Genomic DNA, 22,628 nt, shown 5'->3' with positions numbered 1-22,628 from the left:
TTTGACATGAGCCGTGCGACGAATACCCCCTCCAGAGTGCTGCCCGAAGTCAGCGTGTCCGACGACGGCCGGGTGCGCCACCTGCATCTGGGCACCCCCTGGATCCAAGGCTCGATGCGCATCGACGAGCCGTTCGCGTTGGAACTGGAGTATGTGCAGCGCATGATGGCCTGGCTGCTGTTCGCCGAGCCTGCGCGGGTCGCCAAAGGCCATGCGATGCAACTGGGCCTGGGGGCCGGGGCCATCACCCGGTTCTGCCACCGGCAACTGCGCACCCGCACCACCGCCATCGAGCTCAATCCGCAGGTGCTGCTGGTGTGCCGGCAGTGGTTCAAACTGCCCCCGGATGGCCCCCGGCTGCAGGTGGTGCTGGCCGATGCTGCGCAGGAGATCCGCCGCCCCCTGTGGCAGGGCAGCGTGGATGCGCTGGCGGTCGATCTGTACGACCACGAGGCGGCGGCGCCGGTGCTCGACAGTGCCGAGTTCTATGCCGATTGCCGCGCGCTGCTGACCGATACGGGTTGCATGACGGTCAACCTGTTCGGTCGGTCCATGCAGTTTGAACGCAGCCTGCAAAGCATCGCCGATGCGTTTGGCGACCGGGCGCTCTGGGCGTTCACGCCGACGCGCGAAGGCAATACGGTGGTGCTGGCGCAACGCACGGCGACGCGGCCCCGGCGTGCCGAGTTGCTCCTGCGGGCCGCCGTCATCGAGGCCCGCTGGGGACTGCCTGGCGTCAAATGGCTGCGTTCGCTCAAGCCCGTGGTGGCTTGACAATCCGTGCCTGCATGAACGAGTCTGCCGTAGACCCGGCAGGCGATTCCGCACCGTCCGGGCCGTCGCGGCGCGTCCTCCTGAAAGGTTTCCGATGAGCGTTCCCGTAGTTTCCCCGGGCCGGGGCATGGCGCGGCCCCCTGTCGGTCCGGTCGACTGGCTCCGGCTGGTGCAGTGGCTCCGCGACGATCAGGTCATCTCGCGCGAGGAGGCGCAGCGCACCATCGCCCGCTGTTCGCAGGCCGAGAGTTCCCAGCACGCGCTGGTGCGGCTGGCCAATGTCGCGATGGAGCGCGCCAGCGATGGCAAGCCGCTGGACATCGAGGAACTGTCCGAATACCTTGCCAAGCGGGCCGGGCTGCCCTATCTGCGCATCGACCCGCTGAAGGTGGATGTCGGCCGTGTGGCCGAGACGATGAGCGCCACCTACGCCGAGCGCCACAAGGTGTTGCCGGTGCAGGTCACGGCACAGGAAGTGGTGGTGGCCACGGCCGAGCCTTTCATCGACGACTGGGTGGCCGAGGTGGAGCGCCAGGCGCGGCGCTCGGTGCGGCGTGTGGTGTCCAACCCACAGGATATCCACCGCTTCACGGCCGAATTCTTTGCCCTGGCCAAATCGGTGCGGGCGGCGCAAAAGGCCGGGAGCAACGCGGGCAACAACAGCTTCGAGCAACTGGTGGAACTGGGCAAGAGCAACAAGCAGCTCGACGCCAATGACCAAAGCGTGGTCAGAGTGGTCGACTGGCTCTGGCAGTATGCGTTCGACCAGCGCGCCAGCGACATCCACCTGGAGCCGCGCCGCGATCAGGGCATGATCCGGTTTCGCATCGATGGAATACTGCACCCGGTCTATCAACTGCCGATGGGGGTGCACAACGCCATCGTCGCGCGCATCAAACTGCTTGGCCGCATCGACGTGATGGAAAAGCGCCGCCCGCAGGACGGCCGCATCAAGACGCGCAACCAGCGCGGCGAGGAGGTGGAAATGCGTTTGTCCACGCTGCCCACCGCGTTTGGCGAAAAAATGGTGATGCGGATCTTCGACCCCGACAACGCCGTCAAAGACCTGGACGCACTGGGCTTTGCGCAGCACGATGCGCAGCGCTGGGAGAGCCTGGTCAAGCGCCCGCACGGCATCATCCTGGTGACCGGGCCTACCGGCTCGGGCAAGACCACCACGCTGTACTCGACCCTCAAGCGCGTGGCGACCGAAGAAGTCAACGTCAGCACGGTGGAAGACCCGATCGAAATGATCGAGCCCAGCTTCAACCAGACGCAGGTCCAGCCGCAACTGGACTTCAGCTTTGCCGAAGGTCTGCGCGCGCTGATGCGCCAGGACCCGGACATCATCATGGTCGGCGAAATCCGGGATCAGGAAACGGCCGAAATGGCCGTACAGGCGGCGCTCACGGGCCACCTGGTGTTCTCCACCCTGCACACCAACGATGCGCCATCGGCCATCACCCGCATGATGGAGTTGGGCGTGCCCGCCTACCTGCTCAATGCCACGCTGCTCGGCGTGCTGGCCCAGCGGCTGGTGCGCACGCTGTGCACGCTGTGCAAGCAAAAGGACCCGGCGGCGGTGCGCGAGACGCTGGACGAGGCCGTCAAGCCCTGGAAGATCAATGGCAGTTACCAGCCGTACAAACCCGTAGGCTGTGTCGATTGCCGCATGGGCGGCTTTCGCGGTCGCATGGGTCTGTATGAACTGCTGGTCGTCAGCGAGGCGCTCAAGGAGCAGGTCACCCATGCGCCGTCCATCGACGCGCTGCGCCGCCAGGCCGTGCAAGACGGCATGCGCCCGCTGCGCCTGGCCGGAGCGCTGCGGGTGGCCGAGGGCCTGACCACGATGGACGAGGTGATTGCGGCAGCGCCGCCGCTGGCCTGAGTCGTGGCCGGCGCGGTGCCGGGCAGGGGGCGGATGTATAGGTGGAATCCACATCTGCACGCGCTGCGGTTGCGCTCACAATCGAGCCGTCGAGATTGCGCCAAGGAGACTTTTCGTGAACATCAAAAAAGACGTTTTTTCCGGCCTCATGCGATTCGTGAAGAACATGAAGATCAAGAACCAGAAAGACTTTTTTGCCGGCCTCATGTTCATGGGGATTGGGGTGGCGTTTGCTCTGGGGGCCACCAAATACCAATTGGGCACCGGTGCGCGGATGGGCCCGGGTTACTTCCCGCTGCTGCTGGGCATTTTGCTGGCCGTCATCGGCACGGTGATCGTCTTCAATGCCGCCACCGTGCAAGCGCCGGATGGTCACCAGATCGGCAAATGGGCCTGGAGGCCGCTGTTTTTCATCCTGGCCGCCAACTTTGCTTTCGGCATCCTGCTCGGAGGCTTGCACCTGCGCATTCCGCGGGAAGGCTTGCCTGACTTGATCAACGTGAAAATTCCCGCGATGGGCCTGATCATCGGCATCTACGCGCTGACCTTCATCTCGAGCCTGGCGGGCAAAGAATTCAACGTCAAAGGCGTGTTCATTCTTTCCACGGTGCTGGCCATCGGCAGTTATATGGTATTCATCTGGGCGCTCAAGCTGCAGTTTCCTGTGTGGCCGAGTTTCATCACCGGTTGAGCAGGAGCCAAACCATGGATCTCATTAACCATCTGGCGCTCGGGTTTAGCGTCGCGTTCACGTTGCAAAACCTTGCCTACTGCTTCGCTGGCTGCCTGCTGGGCACGCTGATCGGCGTCCTGCCCGGCATCGGCCCCGTGGCAACCATCGCCATGCTGCTGCCCGCCACCTACGCCTTGCCTCCGGTGGCGGCGCTGATCATGCTGGCAGGCATTTATTACGGCGCCCAATATGGGGGTTCGACCACGGCGATCCTGGTCAATCTTCCCGGCGAGTCCTCCTCGGTGGTGACCGTGATCGACGGTTATCAGATGGCCCGCAAGGGGCGCGCCGGCCCGGCGCTGGCGGCCGCCGGCCTGGGCTCGTTTTTTGCCGGTTGCGTAGGCACGCTGATTTTGGCGGCATTCGCGCCGCCACTGACCGAAGTGGCCTTCAAGTTCGGTCCGGCCGAGTATTTTTCGCTGATGGTGCTGGGCCTGATCGGCGCCGTGGTGCTGGCCTCGGGCTCCCTGCTCAAGGCGGTGGCCATGATCGTGCTGGGCCTGTTGCTCGGGCTCGTCGGCACCGACGTGAATTCGGGCGTGGCCCGTTTCAGCTTCGATATTCCTGAACTGACCGACGGCATCGGCTTTGTGGCCATTGCCATGGGGGTGTTCGGTTATGGCGAAATCGTTGCCAACCTCGCCCGCCCCGACACCGAGCGCGAGGTGTTCACGGCCAAGGTCGAAGGTCTGTTCCCGACCAAGGAAGATTTCAAACGCATGATTCCCGCCGTGCTGCGTGGCACTGCGCTGGGCGCCGGACTGGGCATCCTGCCCGGCGGCGGCGCGTTGTTGTCGGCCTTTGCGGCCTATACGATCGAGAAGAAGACCCGGTTGCAGCCCGGCGAAGTGCCGTTCGGCCAGGGCAACATCCGTGGCGTGGCAGCGCCCGAGGCGGCCAACAATGCCGGCGCGCAGACCTCCTTCATCCCGCTGCTGACGCTGGGTATCCCGCCCAACGCCGTGATGGCGCTGATGGTGGGGGCGATGACCATCCACAACATCCAGCCAGGCCCCCAGGTGATGACCAGCAACCCCGAATTGTTCTGGGGCCTGATCGCTTCGATGTGGATCGGCAACGCCATGCTGATCATCCTGAACCTGCCGCTGATCGGCATCTGGATCAAACTGCTGACGGTGCCCTATCGCTGGCTGTACCCGTCGATCGTGCTGTTCTGTGCGGTGGGCGTGTACTCCATGAACAACAACACCTTCGACATCTGGATCGTGGGCATCTTCGGGCTGGTCGGTTACCTGTTTCACAAACTGGGCGCGGAACCGGCCCCCTTGCTGCTCGGGTTCATCCTGGGCTCGATGATGGAAGAAAACCTGCGCCGCGCCTTGCTGCTCTCGCGTGGCGTCTGGAGCGTGTTCATCACCCGTCCGCTGTCGGCCGGCCTGCTCGCCGCTGCCGTGCTGCTGCTGACCATCGTGCTGCTGCCTGCCATCAAGCACAAGCGCGAAGAAGTCTTCGTGGAAGACTGAGGGCTTTCTTTCGGCTCCCCGGCACCTTCGGGTGCCGTTGCTTTTTCCACCTTCGGGTGCCGTTGCTTTTTCCACCCTCGGGCGCCGGTATTTTTTTCAAGCGCCAGGCCGCCGCCACGCCAAGGGGCCGGTGCACAATCGCGGGCCGAGGTCCGCGCATGCCAACTCCCGTCCGCCCCGCGCAGCATCCATACCGGGTGATGCTGCACAACGAAATCCACGCCCGTCCACCCGAGGCGATGATCGCCCCCTTGGCCATCGCCCATGTCGTGATGCTGGCCGACGCTGCCGGGCGTGAAGCGAGCCGCAGCCATGTGGCCGCGCTTTTGCGCGATCACCACATGGCGCAGCCTGGCGCCGACACCACCCACCTGCGCATCGACCTGGGGCCCTTGCGCATGCGCTGGGAGTTGCACACCGAGTTTGTCTCCTGGACCTTCATGGTGCCCGCTGCGCTGGATGCCATCGATGGGCGCGAGCCCGCGAGCGCGGTGAACGCCGTTGCCCGTGACTGGCTGGCCGCTTTGCCCGGGCAATGTCTGTGCAGTCTGAACCTGTGGGTGCTGCCCATGGACACCCCCGACTCTGTGATCCGGCAGGTGCTGCATGAAGACCAACTGGTGGCCTCGACCGTGGCGGACGGGTATGGAGCGGTCTACACCGACTTTGCCATCCATGCCGACGGTTTCTCACGCATGGTGCTGCTGGCCACCGGTCTGACGCCGCGCCGCCTGGGGCGCCTGGTGCAGCGCCTGCTGGAGATCGAAACCTATCGCATGGCGGCCTTGCTGGGCCTGCCCGCTGCGCGCGAAGCGGCCAACGTGCTGGCCTTTGCCGAGCGCGAATTGGCCGAACTGGCCGACGCCATCCGCACGGCCAAGGGCGACGACGAGCCAGCGCTCCTCGATCGCCTGACGCGCCTGGCCGGACAGGTGGAGAGCCAGTACGCGGCCACGCATTCGCGGTTCTCGGCCAGCAGCGCCTACTTCGAGTTGCTCGACCGCCGCATCCAGGACATCGCCGAGTCGCGTCTGGCGGGCATGCAGACCATCCGCGAGTTCATGGATCGGCGCCTGACCCCGGCGCGCAGCACCTGCGAATGGGCTGTCCGGCGCCAGGATGCGCTGTCCCGGCGTGTCTCGCGCATCAGCAACCTTTTGCGCACGCGCGTGGAGATCGAGCAGCAGCAAAGCAGCCAGGCCCTGCTGACCACCATGAACCAGCGCCAGGATTTGCAACTCAGGATGCAATCGACCGTCGAAGGGCTGTCGGTGGCAGCCATCACCTACTACATCGTCGGGCTCGTGAGCTATCTGGCCAAGGGGGCGCAGAAACTGGGCTGGCCCCTGTCGCCAGAGACCACGGCGGCGCTGGCCATCCCCGTGGTTGCCGGCGCGACATGGTACCTGCTCAGGCGCTTGCACCGGCGCGTGTTTCACGCGCAGGGCTGACCTGCGCTGGTCCGCCGGTGTACATATGCCGTCCATGTACATATACTGTCCATGTCTACATTTTCTGGAGCAGATTCGATGGCATCAGCAGTGCAACGGATCGTGGTGCAGGCCAGCGCGCAGGACAAGAAGAGCATCGTGGCCAAGGCGAAGAAGCTCGACATCCCGATGTCGGAGTTGATGCGGCGCGGCGCCTTCGCGTACCAGTCGGGCGAGGCCGACGCAGCCTTGGGCGCTTTGGCCGACGCCGCCAAAGCGGCGGCCGAACGCGCGGGGGCGGCCATCGACGACGCGCTGGACTGCATCGAGGCGAGCAACCGGCGGATCGCGGCCATGGAGGCCAGGCACGCCTCTGGCAAGGTGGCCTGATGGGTGTCACCGACAAGGTCTGGGGCGCGCTCACGGCCATGATCAAGATGGAAGACAAGGTGAACCGCCAGGCCGACGCCATGAAAGTGCAGCAGGCGAAGATCGAAGACCTCACCGGGCGGGTGATCCGGCTGGAGGCGCAGTTGGAACTGCTCACTGGCGCAGCGATGGTCAAAAAAATCAAAGGCGACTGAGCCTCGGGTCTCGTCCGGCAAGAAGTGCGCCTGGGCGGGGCCGAAAACGGCGATCCGATCGTTTGGCTGATGACACTTCCCGAGAAGCAACGCGCCCGGATCGGCGCCGCCGCCAGGACCCGGCACCGACCCGGGAGCCCGTGCCCCGGGCGCGGCGCCGGCCATTCTCCAACGCCGACAAACGGTGGATTCCGGAAGCGGCCGACCGTTGCACACAGCCCGGCGCGATCGGCGCCCTGATGCGCCGGGGAGGGCGCCTGCTCGCCGAATCGGAGTGCCTGGCGACGCCGGCGCGAGGCCGCCGATCTGGCCGCGCTTGCACCGCACGAGCGCGGCCCCAAGGCCGGTCCGAATCGGGCCCGGGCACAGCCCCGCAGTCCCGTAGCCCATCAGCCCAGTAGCCCAGTAGCCCCGCAGCCCCGCAGCCATCCACGCGGCCAAGCAACGTATCGCCGAGCCGTGGGCATGCCGTCATCGACATCGGGACCCGCCGCCAGTGCCCCAGGCGGAGCGCCAGTGCGATCATTTGCAGCAACCCGGCCATCCTGTCGCGGCGGTTGACGAAGCACGGGGCTGCCGGCAACGCCAAGGCCAAGGCCCTGGCGCCCATCGCCCGGATGCGGCCGGCAGCTTGGCGCGGCCAGTCCTCGTCGCCGGGCAAAGTCAGCAGCAATGCGCGGAGGTTCATCAGGCAAACCCTTCTTTCGCCAGCGCTGCCGAACCATGAATTCCTTTCGCTGGAACCGCCCTAACATTCTTTCAAGCGATGCAAGGCAGCCCTTCGAACCGGTGATTGCCGCCTTCTGCCGACGGGCCGGGCCGCATGCGTCGATGCGCTGAACAATTTGGAGACGACATGCAGTTCATTGTGCGCTTCGCGGCGACCGCCGTTTTTCTTTCCGCCGGACTCGCCGCCCATGCACAAACCAGCGCGCCGATCCGCATCGGCTGGATGGCCTCCTTGACCGGGCCTCTTGCCACGGCCGCGATAGGCATCGACACCGGCGTGCGGTTTGCGGTGGAGGAAATCAACGCGGCCGGTGGCATCGATGGCCGCAAGATCGAATTGCTGACGCGCGATACTGCCGGCGACCCGAACAAGGCCGCCACTTTCGCCCAGCAACTCATCCATTCCGACAAGGCGCAGATCATCCTGGGGCCGGTCAATTCCGGCGAGGCGTTGGCGACGGTGCCGCTGGTCGCGCGCACCGGCACGCCGAACATCGTCACCGGCGCCGTCGAAGAACTGACCGACGCCAGGAAGTACCCGCGCACCTTCCGCGTCATCAACACCACCACGCAGTGGGTGAGCGCCGCCGATGACTACGTGCTCGACGCAATGAAGCGCAGGAAAATTGCGCTCATCGGCGACACCACGGGCTACGGCACGGTCAGCGTGCGCACCGCCACCGAGGACCTGAAGAAAAAGGGGGTGACACCGGTCTACACCGTGCTGGTCGACCCGAACAAGACCGACTTGTCCGACGAAATCGGCAAGGCGCGCGCGGCCGGCGCCGAAGTGCTTATGCCGTGGTCCGCTGCCACCGGCGTGCTGGCGCGGTTGCTGAACGCGCGCGGCGACGCGGGCTGGGACGTGCCGGTGATTGGCCATCCGTCGCTGATGGCGCTGGCGCTGAAACAATTGCTGAACAAGCCTTCGTACTGGGAGAACGTCTACGGCGCCGGCTATGCCGCCACTTCCTACGACGCCAGCGGCAAGCTGCCGCAGCGCACGCAGGCACTGCTCGACAAGATTCGCCCGAAGCTCGGCGGCAAGGAGGTCGGCATCCTGCTCTGGTGGATCGGCTTGGGCTACGACGCAGTCAAGCTCGCCGAGCATGCGATTCGCAAGGCCGGCTCGACGGACCCGGCAGCGATCCAGAAGGCGCTTGAAGGCACGGTGGAGTTCAAGGCGATGCTGTCGACCCTGAGTTACGCGCCGGACCAGCGCGACGGCTTCCCGGACGGCGGCATGGCGATCAACATCGCCAACACCTTCAAGGACGGCTGTTTCAAGCGCGCACCGAAGTGATGCCGGGCGTCCCCCGCTTTTCTCCCAACGCAAGAACCATATGCTGAACACGTTCGTGATCGGTCTGGCCACGGGGGCGCTGTATGCCGTCGTCGCGATGGTGTTCAACATCATGTATTCCACGTCCAAGGTGCTGTCGCTGACGACCGGGCACATGGCGATGCTCGGCGGCGTGTTCGGCGCCTGGATGATGTCGATCCCGGGTTTTTCGGCCTGGATCGCTTTTCCGCTGACCCTGATCCTCGGCGCGGTGTTCGGCCTGCTGACCGAGGTGATCGCCATCCGCCGCGTGCTGCGCGTCGGCGACGATCATCTCTGGGTGCTGAGCACGCTGGCGCTCGGCACCGCCGTCCAGCACCTGGTGGCGCTGTGGTGGGGCACGGAGCCCAAGCCCTTTGCGCGCCTGATCCCGCAGGATTTCTCGGCCGGCCCATGGGACCAGAAATACTGGTTGCCGATCGGACTGGCCGCGCTCGCCGCCGCCGGCCTGGTCTGGTTCTACCGTCGCACCATGCTCGGCCATGTATTTACCGCCGTCGCCGAAGATCCCTTCGCCGCCCGTGCGCGGGGCATCGCGGTCGAGCGGGTGCGCGCCATGTCGTTCGCGCTGGCGGGCATGCTGGGCGCCATGGCCGGCTTTGCGGCCGGACAACTGACCTTTGCCTTCTTCGCGCTCGGCATATGGCTGACGCTGTCGGGCTTCATCGCGCTGGCCACTGGCGGACTCGGCAGCAACGCCGGCGCCCTCGTGGGCGGCTCGTTGCTCGGCCTGTTCTGCGCTTTCAGCACCTATTTCTTTGGTGCCGAGTACCAACAGACGGTGTCGGTCGGCTTGCTGCTGATCGTGTTGCTGCTCAAGCCCGCCGGTCTGTTCGGCAAGGGCATGGTGCGCCCCGTATGAGCAAGATCGGGACTCGCGCCGCTGCGGACCTGGTGTCGCGCACGCTGGCGCGCGGCATCCCGCTGTTCGCGCTGGCGCTGCCCTTCCTGGTCGGCAATGAATACCAGTTGCATGTGCTGACCCTGATCGGTGTCTACTGGGTTCTGGTGGCCGGCCTGAATTTGGTGGTCGGCTATGCGGGGCAGTTGTCCGTCGGGCATGTCGGGCTGCTTGCCATCGGCGCCTACACGCTGGCCATCCTCACCGGGCGGGCCGGCATCGATGCGCTGATGGCGCTGGCGGTCGCCGGCATGCTCGGCGGCCTGTGCGGCTTTTTGCTCGGCCTGCCCGCGCTGCGCCTGCCGGGCTTTTACTTCGCGATGGCGACGCTGGCTTTCTCGCTGATCGTCACCGAGCAACTGGTGGCGCACAGCACGCTCACCGGCGGCGGCGCCGGCATGCCGGCGCCGCGCTTTGCTGCGCCTTTCGATACCGCGCGCGGCTTTTATTACCTGGTGGTCGTGATCGGCCTGGCCGTCACTTGGCTGGCCTGGAACATCAGCCGTCGCATGTGGGGCCGTGGTTTGATCGCCCTGCGCGACAGCGACGTGGCGGCTGCGGCGGTCGGCATCCCGGTGCTGCGGCTGAAACTGGCGGTGTTCACCTTCAGCGGTGTGACGGCGGGCGTGGCGGGCTGCCTTTTCGCCTCGCTGCAGAACTACATCACGCCGGAAGCCTTCACGTTCGAGTTGGGCATGTTCTTTTTCATCTGCATCATCATCGGCGGGCGCGGCAACATCATCGGCCCCTTCGCCGGCACCGTCGTGCTGACGCTGCTGCCCGAGATCGCCGCGCCGTTCGCAAAACTGGGCAACCTGCTGTACAGCGTGCTGCTGCTGACGGCGGTGCTGCTCATCCCCAAAGGCATCGGCAGCGCGCTGGCCGCCTGGGTCGAGCGCCACCGCGTCCGCCGCCATGCGCCGCCGGTGGCGCCCGATCTGCCACGGTTGACCGCCGCCATGTCGCAGCCGGAGCCGGCGCCATGACGATGCAGACCGCGACCGGCGCGCTGTCCGTGCGCGGCCTGTGCAAGCACTTCGGCGGCGTCGCCGCGCTGTCCGGCGTATCGATCGAACTGCGACCGGGCGAGGTCCAGGGCCTGATCGGGCCGAACGGCAGCGGCAAGACGACCCTGTTGAACATGCTCAGCGGCTACTACCCGATCGACGAGGGCAGCATCCACCTCGGCAACGAAGACCTGACGCGGGCTACCGTGCAGCGCCGCGCCTGCGCCGGCATCGCGCGCACCTTCCAGACGCCGCGCCTGCTGCCGACCCTGAGCGCGCTCGAAAACGTGATGCTCGGCGGCTGGCGCGATGCGCGCGCCGGCATGATCGGCGCCATGCTCTCGTCGCCGCGCGCACGGGCCGAGGACAAGCTGCTGTCTGAGCGCGCGCTCGAACTGCTCTGCGGCGTGGGCCTGGCCCATGCGCTCGACGAACGCGCCGATGTGCTCAGGCATGGCGAGCAGCGCTTCCTGGAAATCGCGCGCGCCCTGGCGGCGCGACCGCGCTTCGTGTTGCTGGACGAGCCGGCCGGCGGCCTGAGCGGCAACGAGATCGCCAGCCTGGGCGCAGTGCTGGCGGCCCTGAAGAACTGCGGCATCGGCGTGCTGCTGGTGGAACACCACACCGACTTCGTGTTCCGGATCTGCGACCGGGTCACGGCCATCGACTTCGGCCGCGTCATCGTCTGCGACACGCCCGACAAGGTGCGCGCCCATGAAGATGTGGTGCGCGTCTACCTCGGAGCCTGAAGCCATGCGCGAGCCTGCGGCCCATGGCCCCGACAGCGCAGCGCACGGGCGCTGCGGTGAAACCATCCTGCGTGTCCGTGACCTGGTGGTTGGCTACGGCAAGGCGCAGGTCGTGCACGGTGTGTCCTTCGAGGTGCATGCCGGAGAGTTCGTGGTGCTCCTGGGGCGCAACGGCGCCGGCAAGAGCACCACGCTGCAGGCCGTGTCCGCGCTGATCCCCAAGCGCGGCGGCAAGGTCGACTTCCTGGGCGAGGACCTGACGGATGCCAAGCCCGCCCACATCGTCGGCGCCGGCCTGGTGCAGGTGCTGCAAGCCCACCGCGTGTTCCATGCGCTGAGTGTCGAGCAGAACCTGATGCTCGGCACCTGGGCGCGCGGCATGCGCGGCGACCGTTGCCGGCTCGAGCGCATCTATGCGCTCTTTCCCGAGCTGGCCGACAGGCGGCACCAGTTGGCGGCCCGCCTGTCGGGCGGACAGCAGCAAATCCTGGCGCTCGGTGCCGGGGTGATTGCCGAGCCCCGCCTGCTGGTGCTGGACGAGCCTTCGGCCGGCCTGGCGCCGATGGTGATCACGCGCATCCTGGACGCGGTGGCAGCGCTGTGCCGCCAAGGCATGGCCATCCTGCTGGTCGAGCAGATGGTAGAGGCCGCGCTGCGCCTGGCCGACCACGGCTATCTGATCGAGACCGGAAAAATCGTCGGCGAAGGCAGCGCCGAAACCATTCGCCACAGCGACGCGCTGCGCAGCGTCTACCTCGGCCGCCACGCCACGGACTGAATCGGGGAGGGTTGCCCGTTCATGGCTTGCCCAACCAGCCCCGGCGCCGCAACCCCTGCCAATGCCCGGCGCTGGAAACAGCGGCCAGAGGGCGCGAACCGGGGCGACTTCGGAGCCGGCGATCCCATCGGTCGCCTCGACCTGCCGACGCCCGAGCGGGTAAAGCGGGCCGTGGCCGAGGTGCGCGAAGGCAGCCGTTGTTGCCCGAGCCTGCCGCTCGGCCACCCCGGCGGCAACCTGCTGACCGCAGCGCCGCTGCGCCTGCCCGGCGCGGCCGGTTCGCCGGCCACCCCGGTGGGCACGGTCTGACTGCCGCAGCCGCAAGGAGATTTTTTCCATGCATTCGTCCACCGCCGAACCGAGATCGGTGCAGAAAGTCTGCCGCATCCTGTCCGAACTGACCAACCCGGGGCCGCACCGACTGTCGAACATCGTTGCCAACACGCGCCTGAACAAGGCCACCGTGCTGCGGCTGCTGGAGTCGCTGATCGAGGATGGTTTCGTGCTGCGCGACGCGCAGGACAAGACCTACTCGCTGGGCAACGAAGCGCTGGCGATGGCCGCCGTGATCGCGGGCCGCTCGCCTTTTCCGCAATGCGCGCATCCCAGCGTGCTGCGGCTGGCCGAGGTGTCCGGGGATTCCGCCTGCCTGTGCATTCTCTGCGGCGGCGACGCGGTGTGCATCGACCGCGAGGAAGGGGCCTATCCGCTGCGCGCGAACTACGTGCATGTCGGGCGCCGTCTGCCGCTGGGCGTCGGCAGTGCGGGTCTGGTGCTGCTGGCCTGGCTGCCGCAGGACGCCATCGACCGCATGATGGAACGCAACCGAGAAGCGCTGGTGCGCTTCTCGCGCCTGAGCGCCGAGCGCATTCGCAAGGATGCGCGCGCTGCCCGCGCGCGCGGCTATGCGCTGACGAGCAATGTCATCTGCGAGGGCACGGGCGGCATCGCGGTGCCAATCCTCGACACCGATGGCAGGCCGGTCGCCGCGCTCGGTGTGACGGCTGTCGCCAAGCGGCTGGTGGCGCGCCAGGACATGCTGGCGCGCCTGCTGCACGAGGAGGCCGCGCACATCGGAATCAGCCTGCGCCAACGCCCTGCGATGGCGGCTGCGCGGCGCTCGAACACCATGGGCACGGCAGATGATCAGGGCGCCAGCCCGCGAAAAATGGCCGCGCCCGTCCAAGCGTAGAGAAAAAGGAGCAAGCAGTGTCCTGGATCACCGGCGTGGGGCTGACATCCTTCGGGCGTCATGAGGGCAAAAGCTCCCTCGATCTGATGGCGCTGGCGGCGACGGCCGCCCTCGGGGACGCAGGGCTGACGCGCCGCAGCGTGGACGGCCTAGTGTCGCGTCACGGATCAGATGTCGTAGGCTGCGCGCAGCCATCGGAGCGCAGCGCAAGGCGCATCGTGCAGCCCATACCGAGCGTATTGGCAAGCGATGCAACGCCGCGATGCGCTTCGATGGCCAGCGCAGACCGACAGATGATCTGTGACGCGACACTAGTGTGCGGTTACGCGACCACCATGCCGCACATCATGCTGGCGACGCTGTTCGCCGAGCACTTCGGCGTCCAGCCGCGCTATGCGCATGCAGTGCAGGCCGGTGGCGCAACCGGCTTCGCGCTGATCATGCTGGCGCACCTGGTCGTCGCCGGCGGCGCGGCGGACCATGTGCTGGTGGCGGCCGGCGAGAACCGCCTCAGCGGCCAAACCCGCGACATGACGCTGCAAACCCTCGCGCAGGCTGGGCACGCCCGCTACGAGGTGCCGCTGGGAGCGACCGTGCCCGCCTACTACGGGCTGGTGGCCTCGCGCTACATGCACGAGTTCAGCACCACCGAACGCGACCTGGCCGAACTGGCCGTCCTGATGCGCCGGCATGCGGGCAGCCATCCGGGCGCGCAGCTACGCGCTGCGCTGACGGTCGACGACGTGCTGGCCTCGCCGCCGGTCGCGCTGCCGCTCAAACGGATGGATTGCTGCCCGATCTCGGACGGCGCAGCCGCCTTCATCATCAGCCGCGAGCCGCTGTCGGCGCATTCGCTGCGCATCATCGGCACCGCGCAGCGCCACAGCCACCAGCATGTCAGCGCTGCCGCAGACCTAGTGTCGCGTCACCGATCAGATGTCGTAGGCTGCGCGCAGCCATCGGAGCGCAGCGCAAGGCGCATCGCTTGCCAATACCGAGCGTATTGGCAAGCGATGCAACGCCGCGATGCGCTTCGATGGCCAGCGCGGACCGACAGATGATCGGTGACGCGACACTAGCGCACTACGGCGCCAAGGATGCAATGGCCCGTGCGATGACGCAGGCCGGCGTGGACCTGCGCGATGTCGGCTACGCCGCGATCTACGACAGCTTCACGATCACGCTGGCCATCCTGCTGGAAGAGATCGGGCTGTGCGCGCGCGGCCAGGCCGGCCAGGCTGCGGCGGCCGGCCGTTTTTCGGCCGATGGCGAACTGCCGCTGAACACGCACGGCGGTCTGCTCTCATACGGCCATTGCGGCGTCGCCGGCGCTCTGGCCCACCTGGCAGAGGCGCACCTGCAAATGACCCGGCGCGCCGGCGCGCGCCAGATCGCGCGCGAGCCTGCGGTCGCAATGCTGCACGGCGACGGCGGAATCATGTCCTCGCACATCAGCCTGATCCTGGAGCGCACGCGATGAGCGGCACGGCACCGACACCTGCATCCGCCGCTGCGGACTGGACCACCGGCCACGAAGCCCTGCTCTACGAAGCCTGCAGCGCCTGCGGCCAGCGCAGCTATTTCCGGCGCGGTTTCTGCCCGCGCTGCGGCGCCTCGCCGGTCGCGGTGCATGTGTCGCAGCGCAAGGGCACCGTGTATGCCGTGACCATCGTGGCGCGCGCGCCAACGCCCGAATGGCAAGCCCTGGCACCGTATCCGTTGCTGCTCGTGGATCTGGACGCCGGCCCGCGCGTGATGGCGCACGGCACGGCCGGCCTGGCGATCGGCGATCGCGTGCAGATCGGCTTTCTGCGTCTGGGCGGGCAGCTGATTCCGCGCGCCGAGCCGATTTCCCAAGAAGACGAAGAAGCATCCCCATGAAGCGCAGCGGCGGTTCTTCGGCGCCCTTGGGCCGGCTGCGCGAACGCGGCATCTGTCCACACGACCACCAGCAGGAGACAAGCATGCATGCATTCCGATCTTCCTCCCTCCACCACCATCACCATCACCACCACCGGCGGCGGCTGTTGGCCGCACTGGGCACCGCCGCGTGTCTTGCGGCCGCTGCCCCGGCAGGCCAGGCGCAAGGCTATCCGAACAAGCCGGTCCGGCTGGTCGTGGCGTACCCGCCGGGCGGCGCAACGGATATCGTGGCGCGCGTGCTGGCGCAAAAGCTGTCGGAGCAGACCGGCCAGCAATTCATCGTCGACAACCGGCCCGGCGCGGGCGGCAACACGGGTGCCGAGTGGGCGGCGCGCAGCGCGCCCGATGGCTACACGCTGGTGCTGGCAACCACTGCGCATGCGATCAGCCCCGCGCTCTTCAAAAACCTCGGCTACAAGCTCGACAAAGACTTTGCGCCCGTGTCGCAGCTCACCAGCGGCCCGCTCGTGATCGTGGCGCACCCCGGACTGCCAGCGAACGACGTGACCGAGCTCATCGCGCTGGCCAAGGCCAGGCCGGGCGTGCTCAATTTCGCGTCATCGGGCAACGGCCAGTCGACCCACCTCGCGGCCGAACTGTTCGCCTCGATGGCCGGCGTGAAGATGGCGCACATCCCGTACAAGGGCAGCGCCCCGGCGCTGACCGACGTGATGGGCGGCCAGGCGCAGCTGATGTTCGACACCATCCTCTCGGCCATGCCGCAGGTGAAGGCCGGCAAGCTCAAGGCGCTGGCCGTGACCAGCGCCAAGCGCTCGGGCGCGGCGCCCGAACTGCCGACCGTGGCCGAGTCCGGCCTGCCGGGCTACGAGGCCATCGCCTGGAATGGCCTGCTGGCGCCGGCCGGCACGCCGCCGGAGGTGATCGCGCGCCTGAACGCCGAACTGAAGAAGGCGCTGGCGCTGCCCGAAGTGAAGGACAGGTTCGAGGCCCAGGGCTTTGCCGCCGCGTGGAACACGCCCGAGGCTTTCGGCGACTTCATGAACGCGCAGGTCAAGAAATGGGCGCAGGTGGTGCAGGTGTCGGGCGCCACGCTGGACTAGTGTCGCGTCACCGATCATCTGTCGGTCTGCGCTGGCCATCGAAGCGCATCGCGGCGTTGCATCGCTTGCCAATACGCTCGGTATTGGCTGCGCGATGCGCCTTGCGCTGCGCTCCGATGGCTGCGCGCAGCCTACGACATCTGATCCGTGACGCGACACTAGCCATGATCGGCCCCGTTCAACGGAAAGCCCGGCCTTTTGCCGGCATCATTCAGCGCCACGCGGCGGGCGACCCCATGCGCTGCGCACCCGCGCGCGACGGCACCATGCCCGAGCACGGCCACGCGCGTATCGACGCCTGATTCATCGAAGGGACACCCATGAACATCCTGGACACCGAAGCGCGCATGCCGCAGTCCACACGCCGGCGCTGCCTCGGCGGCGCTGCGGCCGCAACTGCCGCGCTGGCATGGCCCGCGCTGGCGCAGCCGGCCTATCCGAACCGGCCGGTCCGCCTCATCGTGCCGTTTCCGGCCGGCGGCCCGGTCGACACCATCGGCCGCGCCGTGGCGCACAAGCTCTCGCTGCTGTGGGGGCAGCAAGCCATCATCGACAACCGGGCTGGCGCGGGTGGCATCGTCGGCGCGGAAGTGGCGGCGCGGGCGGTGGCCGACGGCTACCACCTGCTGGTGTGCAGCATCCACCACACGGTGCTGCCGAGCCTGCGGCCCAGGCTCTCCTACGACATCGAGCGCGACTTCGTGCCGCTGACCTTCGGCGCGATGTTCCCGGTGGTGCTGGTGGCGCACCCTTCGCTGCCAGCGAACAATGTGGCCGAACTCATTGCGCTCGACAAGAAATCACCGGGCCAACTGAGTTTCGGATCGTCCGGCAGCGGCGGCGGCACGCACCTGGCGGGCGAGCTTTTCAACATGCAGGCGGGCACCCGACTGCTGCATGTGCCCTACAAGGGCAGCGCGCCCGCGATGAGCGGACTGCTGGGCGGGCAGGTGCAACTGATGTTTGCCGACGCGCCGACCGCGCTGCCGCAGATCAACGGCGGCAAGGTGCGCGCCCTGGCGGTGGCGAGCGCACGCCGCTCGGTGCTGCCGCCGGACATCCCGACCGTGGCCGAGTCCGGCCTGCCCGGCTACGAAGCCTATTCATGGGCCGGTTTCATGGCACCGGCGGGCACGCCAAAAGACATCGTGCAGCGCCTGGGCACCGACATCGGCCGCGCGCTGAATGACCCGCTGGTCAGCCAGAGGCTGCACGCGGTGGGCGCGGAGGCGGCGCCGGGCACGCCCGGCGCCTTTGCCCAGATGCTGCATGCCGAGATCGCAAAGTGGGCCGGAGTGGTTCGCGCAGCCCGCATCCAGGTGGACTGACGATGCCCATGCAGGAGCGACCCGGCGACGGCACGCGGCGAAGGGGCATTGCCACCCTTCTGACCACACGCCCGCGTCGTTCCCCATCCCGATGAAAAAGTCCATGTCCGATCTGCGCGAATCCGCGCTCCACCCGCAGTCCATTGCCGTCATCGGTGCTTCCGGGAACATCCACGAGATCGGCGGGCGGCCGATCCATTGCATGCAAAAGCACGGCTTTGCCGGGCGCATCTACCCGATCGATCCGGCGCACGACGAGGTGCAGGGCCTCCAGAGTGACGCCTCGCTCGCCGCATTGCCCGAGGCCCCGGAACTGGCGCTGCTCATCGTCGGCGGCGACAAGGCCGTGGCCGCCGTGGACGACGGTGCGGCGCGCGGCGTGAAATCGGCCGTGGTGATCGCCTCGGGCTTCGGCGAGGCCGGCGCGCAGGGCCGCAAAGCGCAAAAGGCCATGGCCGATCGCGCATGCGCCGCCGGCAAAACAGCGCGGCCATGCCCGCGATGCCGATGTCGCCGCGCTGCCCAGCGCGCGCGGGCACAGTGCGCAGAGGCTGGTCGAGGCGATGCCCGGCGCATTCCCCGGCGCATTCCCCGGCGTGTGCGCCGAACGCGGGCGTTTGCGGCCGGTGTCGATACCGGGCAGGGCGCGCACGCCCGGCATCCGCTGCGGTCTGCGGTATCGGTCACAGGGGGTAGGGGGATTAGGGGGTCTGCCGGAAAACCCGGGGGTCAGGCATCCGGGGCCGGGCCTGCGCTGTCGGCGGCGATGCGGCTGAGCGCCAGCGTGGCGCGTTGCAGCGCGGGCAGCAGTCCCTTGGCCTTGGTGGCGTCGAGCCGCATGACCGGCGCCTGCACCGCGATGCACAGGTTCGACGGGCCCCCGTCGCCCGAGGGCACCAGCGCGGCGATGCACAGCAGGCCCGGCAGGAATTCTTCGTTGTCGATGGCAAAGCCGTTCTTGCGCACGCGCCGCATTTCCTTCTCCAGCGCTTCGGGGTCGGTCAGTGTCTTGGGCGTGTACGGCTCCAGCGGCGCGTTCGACAGCAGGCGGCGCCGCTGCGCCAGGCTCATTTGCGCGAGAAAGATCTTGCCGCTGGCCGAGCAGTGCACCGGCACGCGCGAACCCGGGTGCAGGTAAAAGCGCAGCGGCGCAGCGGTTTCCACGCGGTCGAGGTACACCACCTCGCTGCCCGACAGGGCCGTCAGGTTGCAGCTTTCGCCGATCTCCTGGACCAGTTGGCGCAGCACCATGTGGCGCGCGCCGTGCAAGCTGTCGTTGAGCAGCAGGTTCTCGGCCAGGCGCCGCAGCCGCGTGCCGATGCCGTAGTGGCGCCCGTTGCCCTCGCGTTGCAGCAGTCCCGTGCTTTCGAGCTGCTGCAACATGCGGTGCAGCGTGGGTTTGGGCAGGCCGGTCTCTTGCACCAGGCCCTGCAGCGAATAGCGCCGGTCTTTGCCGGCAATGACTTCGAGCAGCCCGATCAGGCGCATGGTGGGCGTGTCGCCCACCAGTTCCGGCGCTTTGGGCGTGTCGCCCGCCGGGTCGGGGGCCTTGGGCGTGCCGTCCGCAGCTTGCGGCGCTGGCGGCGTGATGACGGTCTTCATCGGGCCGATCATAGCCTTTTGACCAAGCCGGGCGTTCCGGTTTTCATCGATCGTTTGACGCCACGGCCTGGCCAGCCTATATTTCGTATAAATTAATTCGGAATAAATGGTTCCGAATTTTTGAAATTCCAAGCATCCACCCTTTCAGGAGCCTCCTTCCATGAGCCAGACCCCCCCCGCCCCCCGCCAAGCCGTCACCGGCGTGCAGAAGATGACGCCTTCGGAGGCCCTCGTCGAGACCCTGGTCGCCAATGGCGTGACCGACATCTTCGGCATCATGGGCTCGGCCTTCATGGACGCAATGGATATCTTCGCCCCCGCCGGCATCCGCCTGATTCCGGTGGTGCACGAGCAGGGGGGCGCCCATATGGCCGATGGCTATGCGCGGGTTTCCGGGCGCCACGGCCTGGTGATCGGCCAGAACGGCCCCGGCATCAGCAACTGCGTGACGGCGATCGCGGCCGCTTACTGGGCGCACAGCCCGGTGGTGTTGATCACGCCCGAGATTGGCACCATGGGCATGGGCCTGGGCGGCTTTCAGGAGGCCAACCAACTGCCGATGTTCCAGGAGTTCACCAAGTACCAGGGCCATGTGAACAACCCCCGGCGCATGGCCGAGTACGCCGCGCGCTGCTTTGACCGCGCCATCTCCGAGATGGGTCCGACGCAGTTGAACATTCCGCGCGACTACTTCTACGGCGAGATCAGCACCGAGATTGCGCAGCCGATGCGCGTGGAGCGCGGCGCGGGCGGCGAGAACAGCCTCGACGCAGCGGTCGAGTTGCTGGCTGCGGCCAGGTTTCCGGTGATCCTCTCCGGCGGCGGCGTGGTGATGGGCGATGCGGTGGCCCAATGCCAGGCGCTGGCCGAACGCCTGGGCGCGCCGGTGGCCAACGGCTACTTGCGCAACGACTCCTTTCCGGCGAGCCACCCGCTGTGGGTCGGCCCGCTGGGCTACCAAGGCTCCAAGGCGGCGATGAAACTGATCGCGCAGGCCGACGTGGTGCTCGCGCTCGGCTCGCGCATGGGCCCGTTCGGCACGCTGGCGCAGTACGGCATCGACTACTGGCCCAAGGACGCGAAGATCATCCAGGTCGAGGCCGACCACACCAACCTGGGGCTGGTCAAGAAGATCACCGTGGGCATCCACGGCGATGCCAAGGCCAGCGCCCGGGAACTGCTCAGGCGCCTGCAGGGCAGGGCGCTGGCCTGCGACGCCAACCGGGCCGGGCGCGCCCGGACGATCGGGGCCGAGAAGGCCGCGTGGGAGAAAGAGCTCGACGAATGGACCCACGAGCGCGACCCGTTCAGCCTGGACGCGATCGAGGAGGCCAGGGGGGAGAAAACCGCCACCGGCGGCAACTACCTGCACCCGCGCCAGGTGCTGCGCGAGCTTGAAAAAGCCATGCCGCCGCGCGTGATGGTGGCCACCGACGTGGGCAACATCAACGCCATTGCCAACAGCTACCTGCGTTTCGAGGAGCCGCGCTCGTTCTTCGCGCCGATGAGCTTTGGCAACTGCGGCTATGCGCTGCCGACGGTGATCGGCGCCAAGTGCGCCGCGCCCGACCGGCCGGCGCTGGCCTACGCCGGCGATGGCGCCTGGAGCATGAGCATGGTCGAGGTGATGACGGCCGTGCGCCACGACATTCCGGTGACGGCGGTGGTGTTCCATAACCGCCAGTGGGGCGCGGAGAAGAAGAACCAGGTCGATTTCTACAACCGCCGCTTCGTTGCCGGCGAACTCGACAAGCAGAACTTCGCGGGCATCGCCCGTGCCATGGGCGCCGAGGGCATCGTGGTCGACCAGTTGCAGGACGCAGGCCCGGCGCTGAAGAAGGCCATCGACCTGCAAATGAACCAGCGCAAGACCTGCGTGATCGAGGTCATGTGCACCCGTGAACTGGGCGACCCCTTCCGGCGCGATGCGCTGTCCAAGCCGGTGCGCTTGCTGCCCCGGTACAAGGACTATGTCTGAGCCGCAACCAGGCGCGCCCATGGCCGTGCAGGGCGCGCACAGGCCCGCCGTCGCCAACATCCGGGTGCCTGCTGCGCTGGCGCATTCGCATGTCGTGCCGGTGCAGCATCCACCCGCTGCGCTGGCGCAGCATTCGCCGGCTGCGCTGGCGCAGCATCTGCCCACTGCGCTGGCGCAGCCTCCGCCCGCTGCGCTGGCGCAGCATCCGCATCTCCAGGCCCTGGTGCAGCGCGGCCGCGAACGGGCACGGTGCGCGCTGCCGCGCCTGGGGCTGGTCTACCCCTGCGATGCCCCGGCCATGCATGCGGCCACCCGCATCGCCAGCGAGCGGCTGGCCCAGCCGCTGCTGATCGGCCCGCGCAGCGCCATCCTGGCGGCTGCCGATGCGGCCGGCGTGGATGCGGCGGGTTTCGAGATCGTCGACTGCGGCCCGGGCGCCACCGGGGCTGCGCACCGGGCGGTGACGATGGCGCGCGCGGGTGCGCTGGGCGGCTTGATGAAGGGATCGCTGCACACCGACGAACTGATGTCGGCGGTGTTGCAGCGCGACGGCGGCCTGCGCGGGGCGCGGCGTATCAGCCACCTGTTTCTCTTCGATCTGCCGCGCTACCCGAAACTGCTGGGAATGGCCGACTGCGTGGTCAACATCGCGCCCGATCTGCCGGCCAAGCGCGACATTCTGGGCAACGCCATCGGACTGCTGCGCGGGCTGGGCCTCGATGCACCCAAGGTGGGCATCGTCGCTGCGGTCGAGAGCGTCAACCCCGCCATTGCCGCCACCCTGGACGCGCAGGCGCTGGTGGCCATGGGACATGCCGGCGCCTGGCCCGGTGCGCTGGTCGAAGGCCCCTTCGGTTTCGACAACGTGATTTCGGCCGAGGCCGCACAGCTCAAGCGCATCGATTCGCGCGTGAGCGGCGATGCCGATCTGCTGCTGGTGCCGGATCTGAACGCCGGCAACATGCTCTACAAGAGCTTCATCTACATCGGCGGCGGCGAATGCGCCGGCCTGGTGCTCGGCGCCAAAGTGCCGGTGGTGCTGACCTCGCGCGCCGATTCGCTGGCTGCGCGCATCGCCTCGGTCGCGCTGGCGGTTCTGGCGGCCTGAGCCACGGCGCGCGTGCCGCAATCGATGGGGCTGCGGG

The 22,628-nt window shown here is 67.6% G+C and carries 23 protein-coding genes and 1 pseudogene; 23 read left to right on the top strand and 1 reads right to left on the bottom strand.

The window, feature by feature from the left end; genetic code table 11:
- Window positions 1–6 precede the first annotated feature (6 nt).
- The 21 genes and pseudogenes from VEIS_RS19470 to VEIS_RS26900 form a co-directional block, all read left to right on the top strand.
- Entirely contained in the window at window positions 7–774 is a 768-nt protein-coding gene (locus VEIS_RS19470) for a class I SAM-dependent methyltransferase (RefSeq protein ID WP_011811713.1), read from the top strand.
- 94 nt (window positions 775–868) lie between these two features.
- Window positions 869–2,662, top strand: coding sequence for a GspE/PulE family protein (locus VEIS_RS19465; protein ID WP_011811712.1), 1,794 nt, complete (start codon window positions 869–871; stop codon window positions 2,660–2,662).
- A gap of 166 nt (window positions 2,663–2,828) precedes the next feature.
- On the top strand, window positions 2,829–3,353 hold the full coding sequence (locus VEIS_RS19460; RefSeq protein ID WP_041951072.1) for a tripartite tricarboxylate transporter TctB family protein: 525 nt from the start codon (window positions 2,829–2,831) through the stop codon (window positions 3,351–3,353).
- Between the two features lie 14 nt (window positions 3,354–3,367).
- The gene (locus VEIS_RS19455) at window positions 3,368–4,879 is read left to right on the top strand and encodes a tripartite tricarboxylate transporter permease (RefSeq protein ID WP_011811710.1); all 1,512 of its coding nucleotides are present in this window, start codon (window positions 3,368–3,370) and stop codon (window positions 4,877–4,879) included.
- 158 nt (window positions 4,880–5,037) lie between these two features.
- Window positions 5,038–6,330, top strand: coding sequence for a DUF3422 family protein (locus VEIS_RS19450; RefSeq protein WP_011811709.1), 1,293 nt, complete (start codon window positions 5,038–5,040; stop codon window positions 6,328–6,330).
- A gap of 78 nt (window positions 6,331–6,408) precedes the next feature.
- The gene (locus VEIS_RS19445; RefSeq protein WP_011811708.1) at window positions 6,409–6,699 is read left to right on the top strand and encodes a hypothetical protein; all 291 of its coding nucleotides are present in this window, start codon (window positions 6,409–6,411) and stop codon (window positions 6,697–6,699) included.
- Window positions 6,699–6,893: a hypothetical protein gene (locus VEIS_RS19440; RefSeq protein ID WP_011811707.1), complete on the top strand. Its 195-nt coding sequence runs from the start codon at window positions 6,699–6,701 to the stop codon at window positions 6,891–6,893. Before VEIS_RS19445 ends, VEIS_RS19440 begins: the two co-directional genes overlap by 1 nt.
- 856 nt (window positions 6,894–7,749) lie before the next feature.
- Window positions 7,750–8,925, top strand: coding sequence for an ABC transporter substrate-binding protein (locus VEIS_RS19430; protein ID WP_011811705.1), 1,176 nt, complete (start codon window positions 7,750–7,752; stop codon window positions 8,923–8,925).
- 40 nt (window positions 8,926–8,965) lie between these two features.
- On the top strand, window positions 8,966–9,826 hold the full coding sequence (locus VEIS_RS19425; RefSeq protein ID WP_011811704.1) for a branched-chain amino acid ABC transporter permease: 861 nt from the start codon (window positions 8,966–8,968) through the stop codon (window positions 9,824–9,826).
- Window positions 9,823–10,851, top strand: a complete 1,029-nt coding sequence (locus VEIS_RS19420; RefSeq protein ID WP_011811703.1) for a branched-chain amino acid ABC transporter permease — start codon at window positions 9,823–9,825, stop codon at window positions 10,849–10,851. The genes VEIS_RS19425 and VEIS_RS19420 overlap by 4 nt, the downstream gene beginning before the upstream one ends.
- Window positions 10,848–11,621 carry an ABC transporter ATP-binding protein gene (locus VEIS_RS19415; protein WP_011811702.1) on the top strand — a complete coding sequence of 258 codons (774 nt, stop codon included), beginning with the start codon at window positions 10,848–10,850 and terminating at the stop codon, window positions 11,619–11,621. The genes VEIS_RS19420 and VEIS_RS19415 overlap by 4 nt, the downstream gene beginning before the upstream one ends.
- Entirely contained in the window at window positions 11,587–12,399 is an 813-nt protein-coding gene (locus VEIS_RS19410; RefSeq protein WP_232287756.1) for an ABC transporter ATP-binding protein, read from the top strand. The genes VEIS_RS19415 and VEIS_RS19410 overlap by 35 nt, the downstream gene beginning before the upstream one ends.
- Before the next feature lie 21 nt (window positions 12,400–12,420).
- Window positions 12,421–12,708: a hypothetical protein gene (locus tag VEIS_RS19405; RefSeq protein WP_011811700.1), complete on the top strand. Its 288-nt coding sequence runs from the start codon at window positions 12,421–12,423 to the stop codon at window positions 12,706–12,708.
- A 28-nt stretch (window positions 12,709–12,736) separates the two neighbouring features.
- Complete coding sequence (locus tag VEIS_RS19400) at window positions 12,737–13,591, top strand: IclR family transcriptional regulator (protein WP_011811699.1); 855 nt, start codon at window positions 12,737–12,739, stop codon at window positions 13,589–13,591.
- Between the two features lie 17 nt (window positions 13,592–13,608).
- The gene (locus VEIS_RS19395) at window positions 13,609–14,652 is read left to right on the top strand and encodes a thiolase family protein (RefSeq protein ID WP_157048602.1); all 1,044 of its coding nucleotides are present in this window, start codon (window positions 13,609–13,611) and stop codon (window positions 14,650–14,652) included.
- Window positions 14,628–15,071, top strand: a complete 444-nt coding sequence (locus VEIS_RS19390) for a thiolase C-terminal domain-containing protein (protein WP_049773972.1) — start codon at window positions 14,628–14,630, stop codon at window positions 15,069–15,071. The genes VEIS_RS19395 and VEIS_RS19390 overlap by 25 nt, the downstream gene beginning before the upstream one ends.
- Complete coding sequence (locus VEIS_RS19385; protein WP_011811698.1) at window positions 15,068–15,472, top strand: Zn-ribbon domain-containing OB-fold protein; 405 nt, start codon at window positions 15,068–15,070, stop codon at window positions 15,470–15,472. Before VEIS_RS19390 ends, VEIS_RS19385 begins: the two co-directional genes overlap by 4 nt.
- An 83-nt stretch (window positions 15,473–15,555) precedes the next feature.
- Window positions 15,556–16,575: a tripartite tricarboxylate transporter substrate binding protein gene (locus VEIS_RS19380; RefSeq protein WP_011811697.1), complete on the top strand. Its 1,020-nt coding sequence runs from the start codon at window positions 15,556–15,558 to the stop codon at window positions 16,573–16,575.
- On the top strand, window positions 16,575–16,877 hold the full coding sequence (locus VEIS_RS30780; protein WP_011811696.1) for a hypothetical protein: 303 nt from the start codon (window positions 16,575–16,577) through the stop codon (window positions 16,875–16,877). The genes VEIS_RS19380 and VEIS_RS30780 overlap by 1 nt, the downstream gene beginning before the upstream one ends.
- Window positions 16,878–16,895: 18 nt before the next feature.
- Window positions 16,896–17,903, top strand: coding sequence for a tripartite tricarboxylate transporter substrate binding protein (locus VEIS_RS19375; protein WP_011811695.1), 1,008 nt, complete (start codon window positions 16,896–16,898; stop codon window positions 17,901–17,903).
- Window positions 17,845–18,369, top strand: a pseudogene (locus tag VEIS_RS26900) (CoA-binding protein); the annotation flags it as partial. The gene VEIS_RS19375 and the pseudogene VEIS_RS26900, both read left to right, overlap by 59 nt.
- Before the next feature lie 263 nt (window positions 18,370–18,632).
- Here VEIS_RS26900 and VEIS_RS19365 read toward each other — a convergent pair.
- Window positions 18,633–19,517, bottom strand: a complete 885-nt coding sequence (locus VEIS_RS19365) for an IclR family transcriptional regulator (protein WP_011811694.1) — start codon at window positions 19,515–19,517, stop codon at window positions 18,633–18,635.
- Window positions 19,518–19,665: 148 nt separating this feature from the next.
- On the opposite strand from VEIS_RS19365, the gene xsc reads away from it, so the two are divergent.
- Entirely contained in the window at window positions 19,666–21,483 is a 1,818-nt protein-coding gene (xsc, locus tag VEIS_RS19360) for a sulfoacetaldehyde acetyltransferase (RefSeq protein WP_011811693.1), read from the top strand.
- Window positions 21,476–22,591, top strand: coding sequence for a bifunctional enoyl-CoA hydratase/phosphate acetyltransferase (locus VEIS_RS19355; protein ID WP_232287755.1), 1,116 nt, complete (start codon window positions 21,476–21,478; stop codon window positions 22,589–22,591). The genes xsc and VEIS_RS19355 overlap by 8 nt, the downstream gene beginning before the upstream one ends.
- The last annotated feature ends 37 nt before the right edge of the window (window positions 22,592–22,628 follow it).

Source organism: Verminephrobacter eiseniae EF01-2 (genome assembly GCF_000015565.1).
GTDB classification, from domain to species: Bacteria; Pseudomonadota; Gammaproteobacteria; order Burkholderiales; family Burkholderiaceae_C; genus Acidovorax; species Acidovorax eiseniae.
The sequence above is the reverse complement of the archived record's forward strand: the minus strand, read 5'-3'. Positions and strand labels throughout refer to the sequence as shown.

Bases quoted from the DNA above. Each gene is read 5' to 3' on its own strand.
- VEIS_RS19470 (WP_011811713.1), top strand. From the start codon at position 7: ATGAGCCGTGCGACGAATACCCCCTCCAGAGTGCTGCCCGAAGTCAGC.
- VEIS_RS19465 (WP_011811712.1), top strand. From the start codon at position 869: ATGAGCGTTCCCGTAGTTTCCCCGGGCCGGGGCATGGCGCGGCCCCCT.
- VEIS_RS19460 (WP_041951072.1), top strand. From the start codon at position 2,829: ATGAAGATCAAGAACCAGAAAGACTTTTTTGCCGGCCTCATGTTCATG.
- VEIS_RS19455 (WP_011811710.1), top strand. From the start codon at position 3,368: ATGGATCTCATTAACCATCTGGCGCTCGGGTTTAGCGTCGCGTTCACG.
- VEIS_RS19450 (WP_011811709.1), top strand. From the start codon at position 5,038: ATGCCAACTCCCGTCCGCCCCGCGCAGCATCCATACCGGGTGATGCTG.
- VEIS_RS19445 (WP_011811708.1), top strand. From the start codon at position 6,409: ATGGCATCAGCAGTGCAACGGATCGTGGTGCAGGCCAGCGCGCAGGAC.
- VEIS_RS19440 (WP_011811707.1), top strand. From the start codon at position 6,699: ATGGGTGTCACCGACAAGGTCTGGGGCGCGCTCACGGCCATGATCAAG.
- VEIS_RS19430 (WP_011811705.1), top strand. From the start codon at position 7,750: ATGCAGTTCATTGTGCGCTTCGCGGCGACCGCCGTTTTTCTTTCCGCC.
- VEIS_RS19425 (WP_011811704.1), top strand. From the start codon at position 8,966: ATGCTGAACACGTTCGTGATCGGTCTGGCCACGGGGGCGCTGTATGCC.
- VEIS_RS19420 (WP_011811703.1), top strand. From the start codon at position 9,823: ATGAGCAAGATCGGGACTCGCGCCGCTGCGGACCTGGTGTCGCGCACG.
- VEIS_RS19415 (WP_011811702.1), top strand. From the start codon at position 10,848: ATGACGATGCAGACCGCGACCGGCGCGCTGTCCGTGCGCGGCCTGTGC.
- VEIS_RS19410 (WP_232287756.1), top strand. From the start codon at position 11,587: ATGAAGATGTGGTGCGCGTCTACCTCGGAGCCTGAAGCCATGCGCGAG.
- VEIS_RS19405 (WP_011811700.1), top strand. From the start codon at position 12,421: ATGGCTTGCCCAACCAGCCCCGGCGCCGCAACCCCTGCCAATGCCCGG.
- VEIS_RS19400 (WP_011811699.1), top strand. From the start codon at position 12,737: ATGCATTCGTCCACCGCCGAACCGAGATCGGTGCAGAAAGTCTGCCGC.
- VEIS_RS19390 (WP_049773972.1), top strand. From the start codon at position 14,628: ATGGCCAGCGCGGACCGACAGATGATCGGTGACGCGACACTAGCGCAC.
- VEIS_RS19385 (WP_011811698.1), top strand. From the start codon at position 15,068: ATGAGCGGCACGGCACCGACACCTGCATCCGCCGCTGCGGACTGGACC.
- VEIS_RS19380 (WP_011811697.1), top strand. From the start codon at position 15,556: ATGCATGCATTCCGATCTTCCTCCCTCCACCACCATCACCATCACCAC.
- VEIS_RS19375 (WP_011811695.1), top strand. From the start codon at position 16,896: ATGAACATCCTGGACACCGAAGCGCGCATGCCGCAGTCCACACGCCGG.
- VEIS_RS19365 (WP_011811694.1), bottom strand. From the start codon at position 19,517: ATGATCGGCCCGATGAAGACCGTCATCACGCCGCCAGCGCCGCAAGCT.
- xsc (WP_011811693.1), top strand. From the start codon at position 19,666: ATGAGCCAGACCCCCCCCGCCCCCCGCCAAGCCGTCACCGGCGTGCAG.
- VEIS_RS19355 (WP_232287755.1), top strand. From the start codon at position 21,476: ATGTCTGAGCCGCAACCAGGCGCGCCCATGGCCGTGCAGGGCGCGCAC.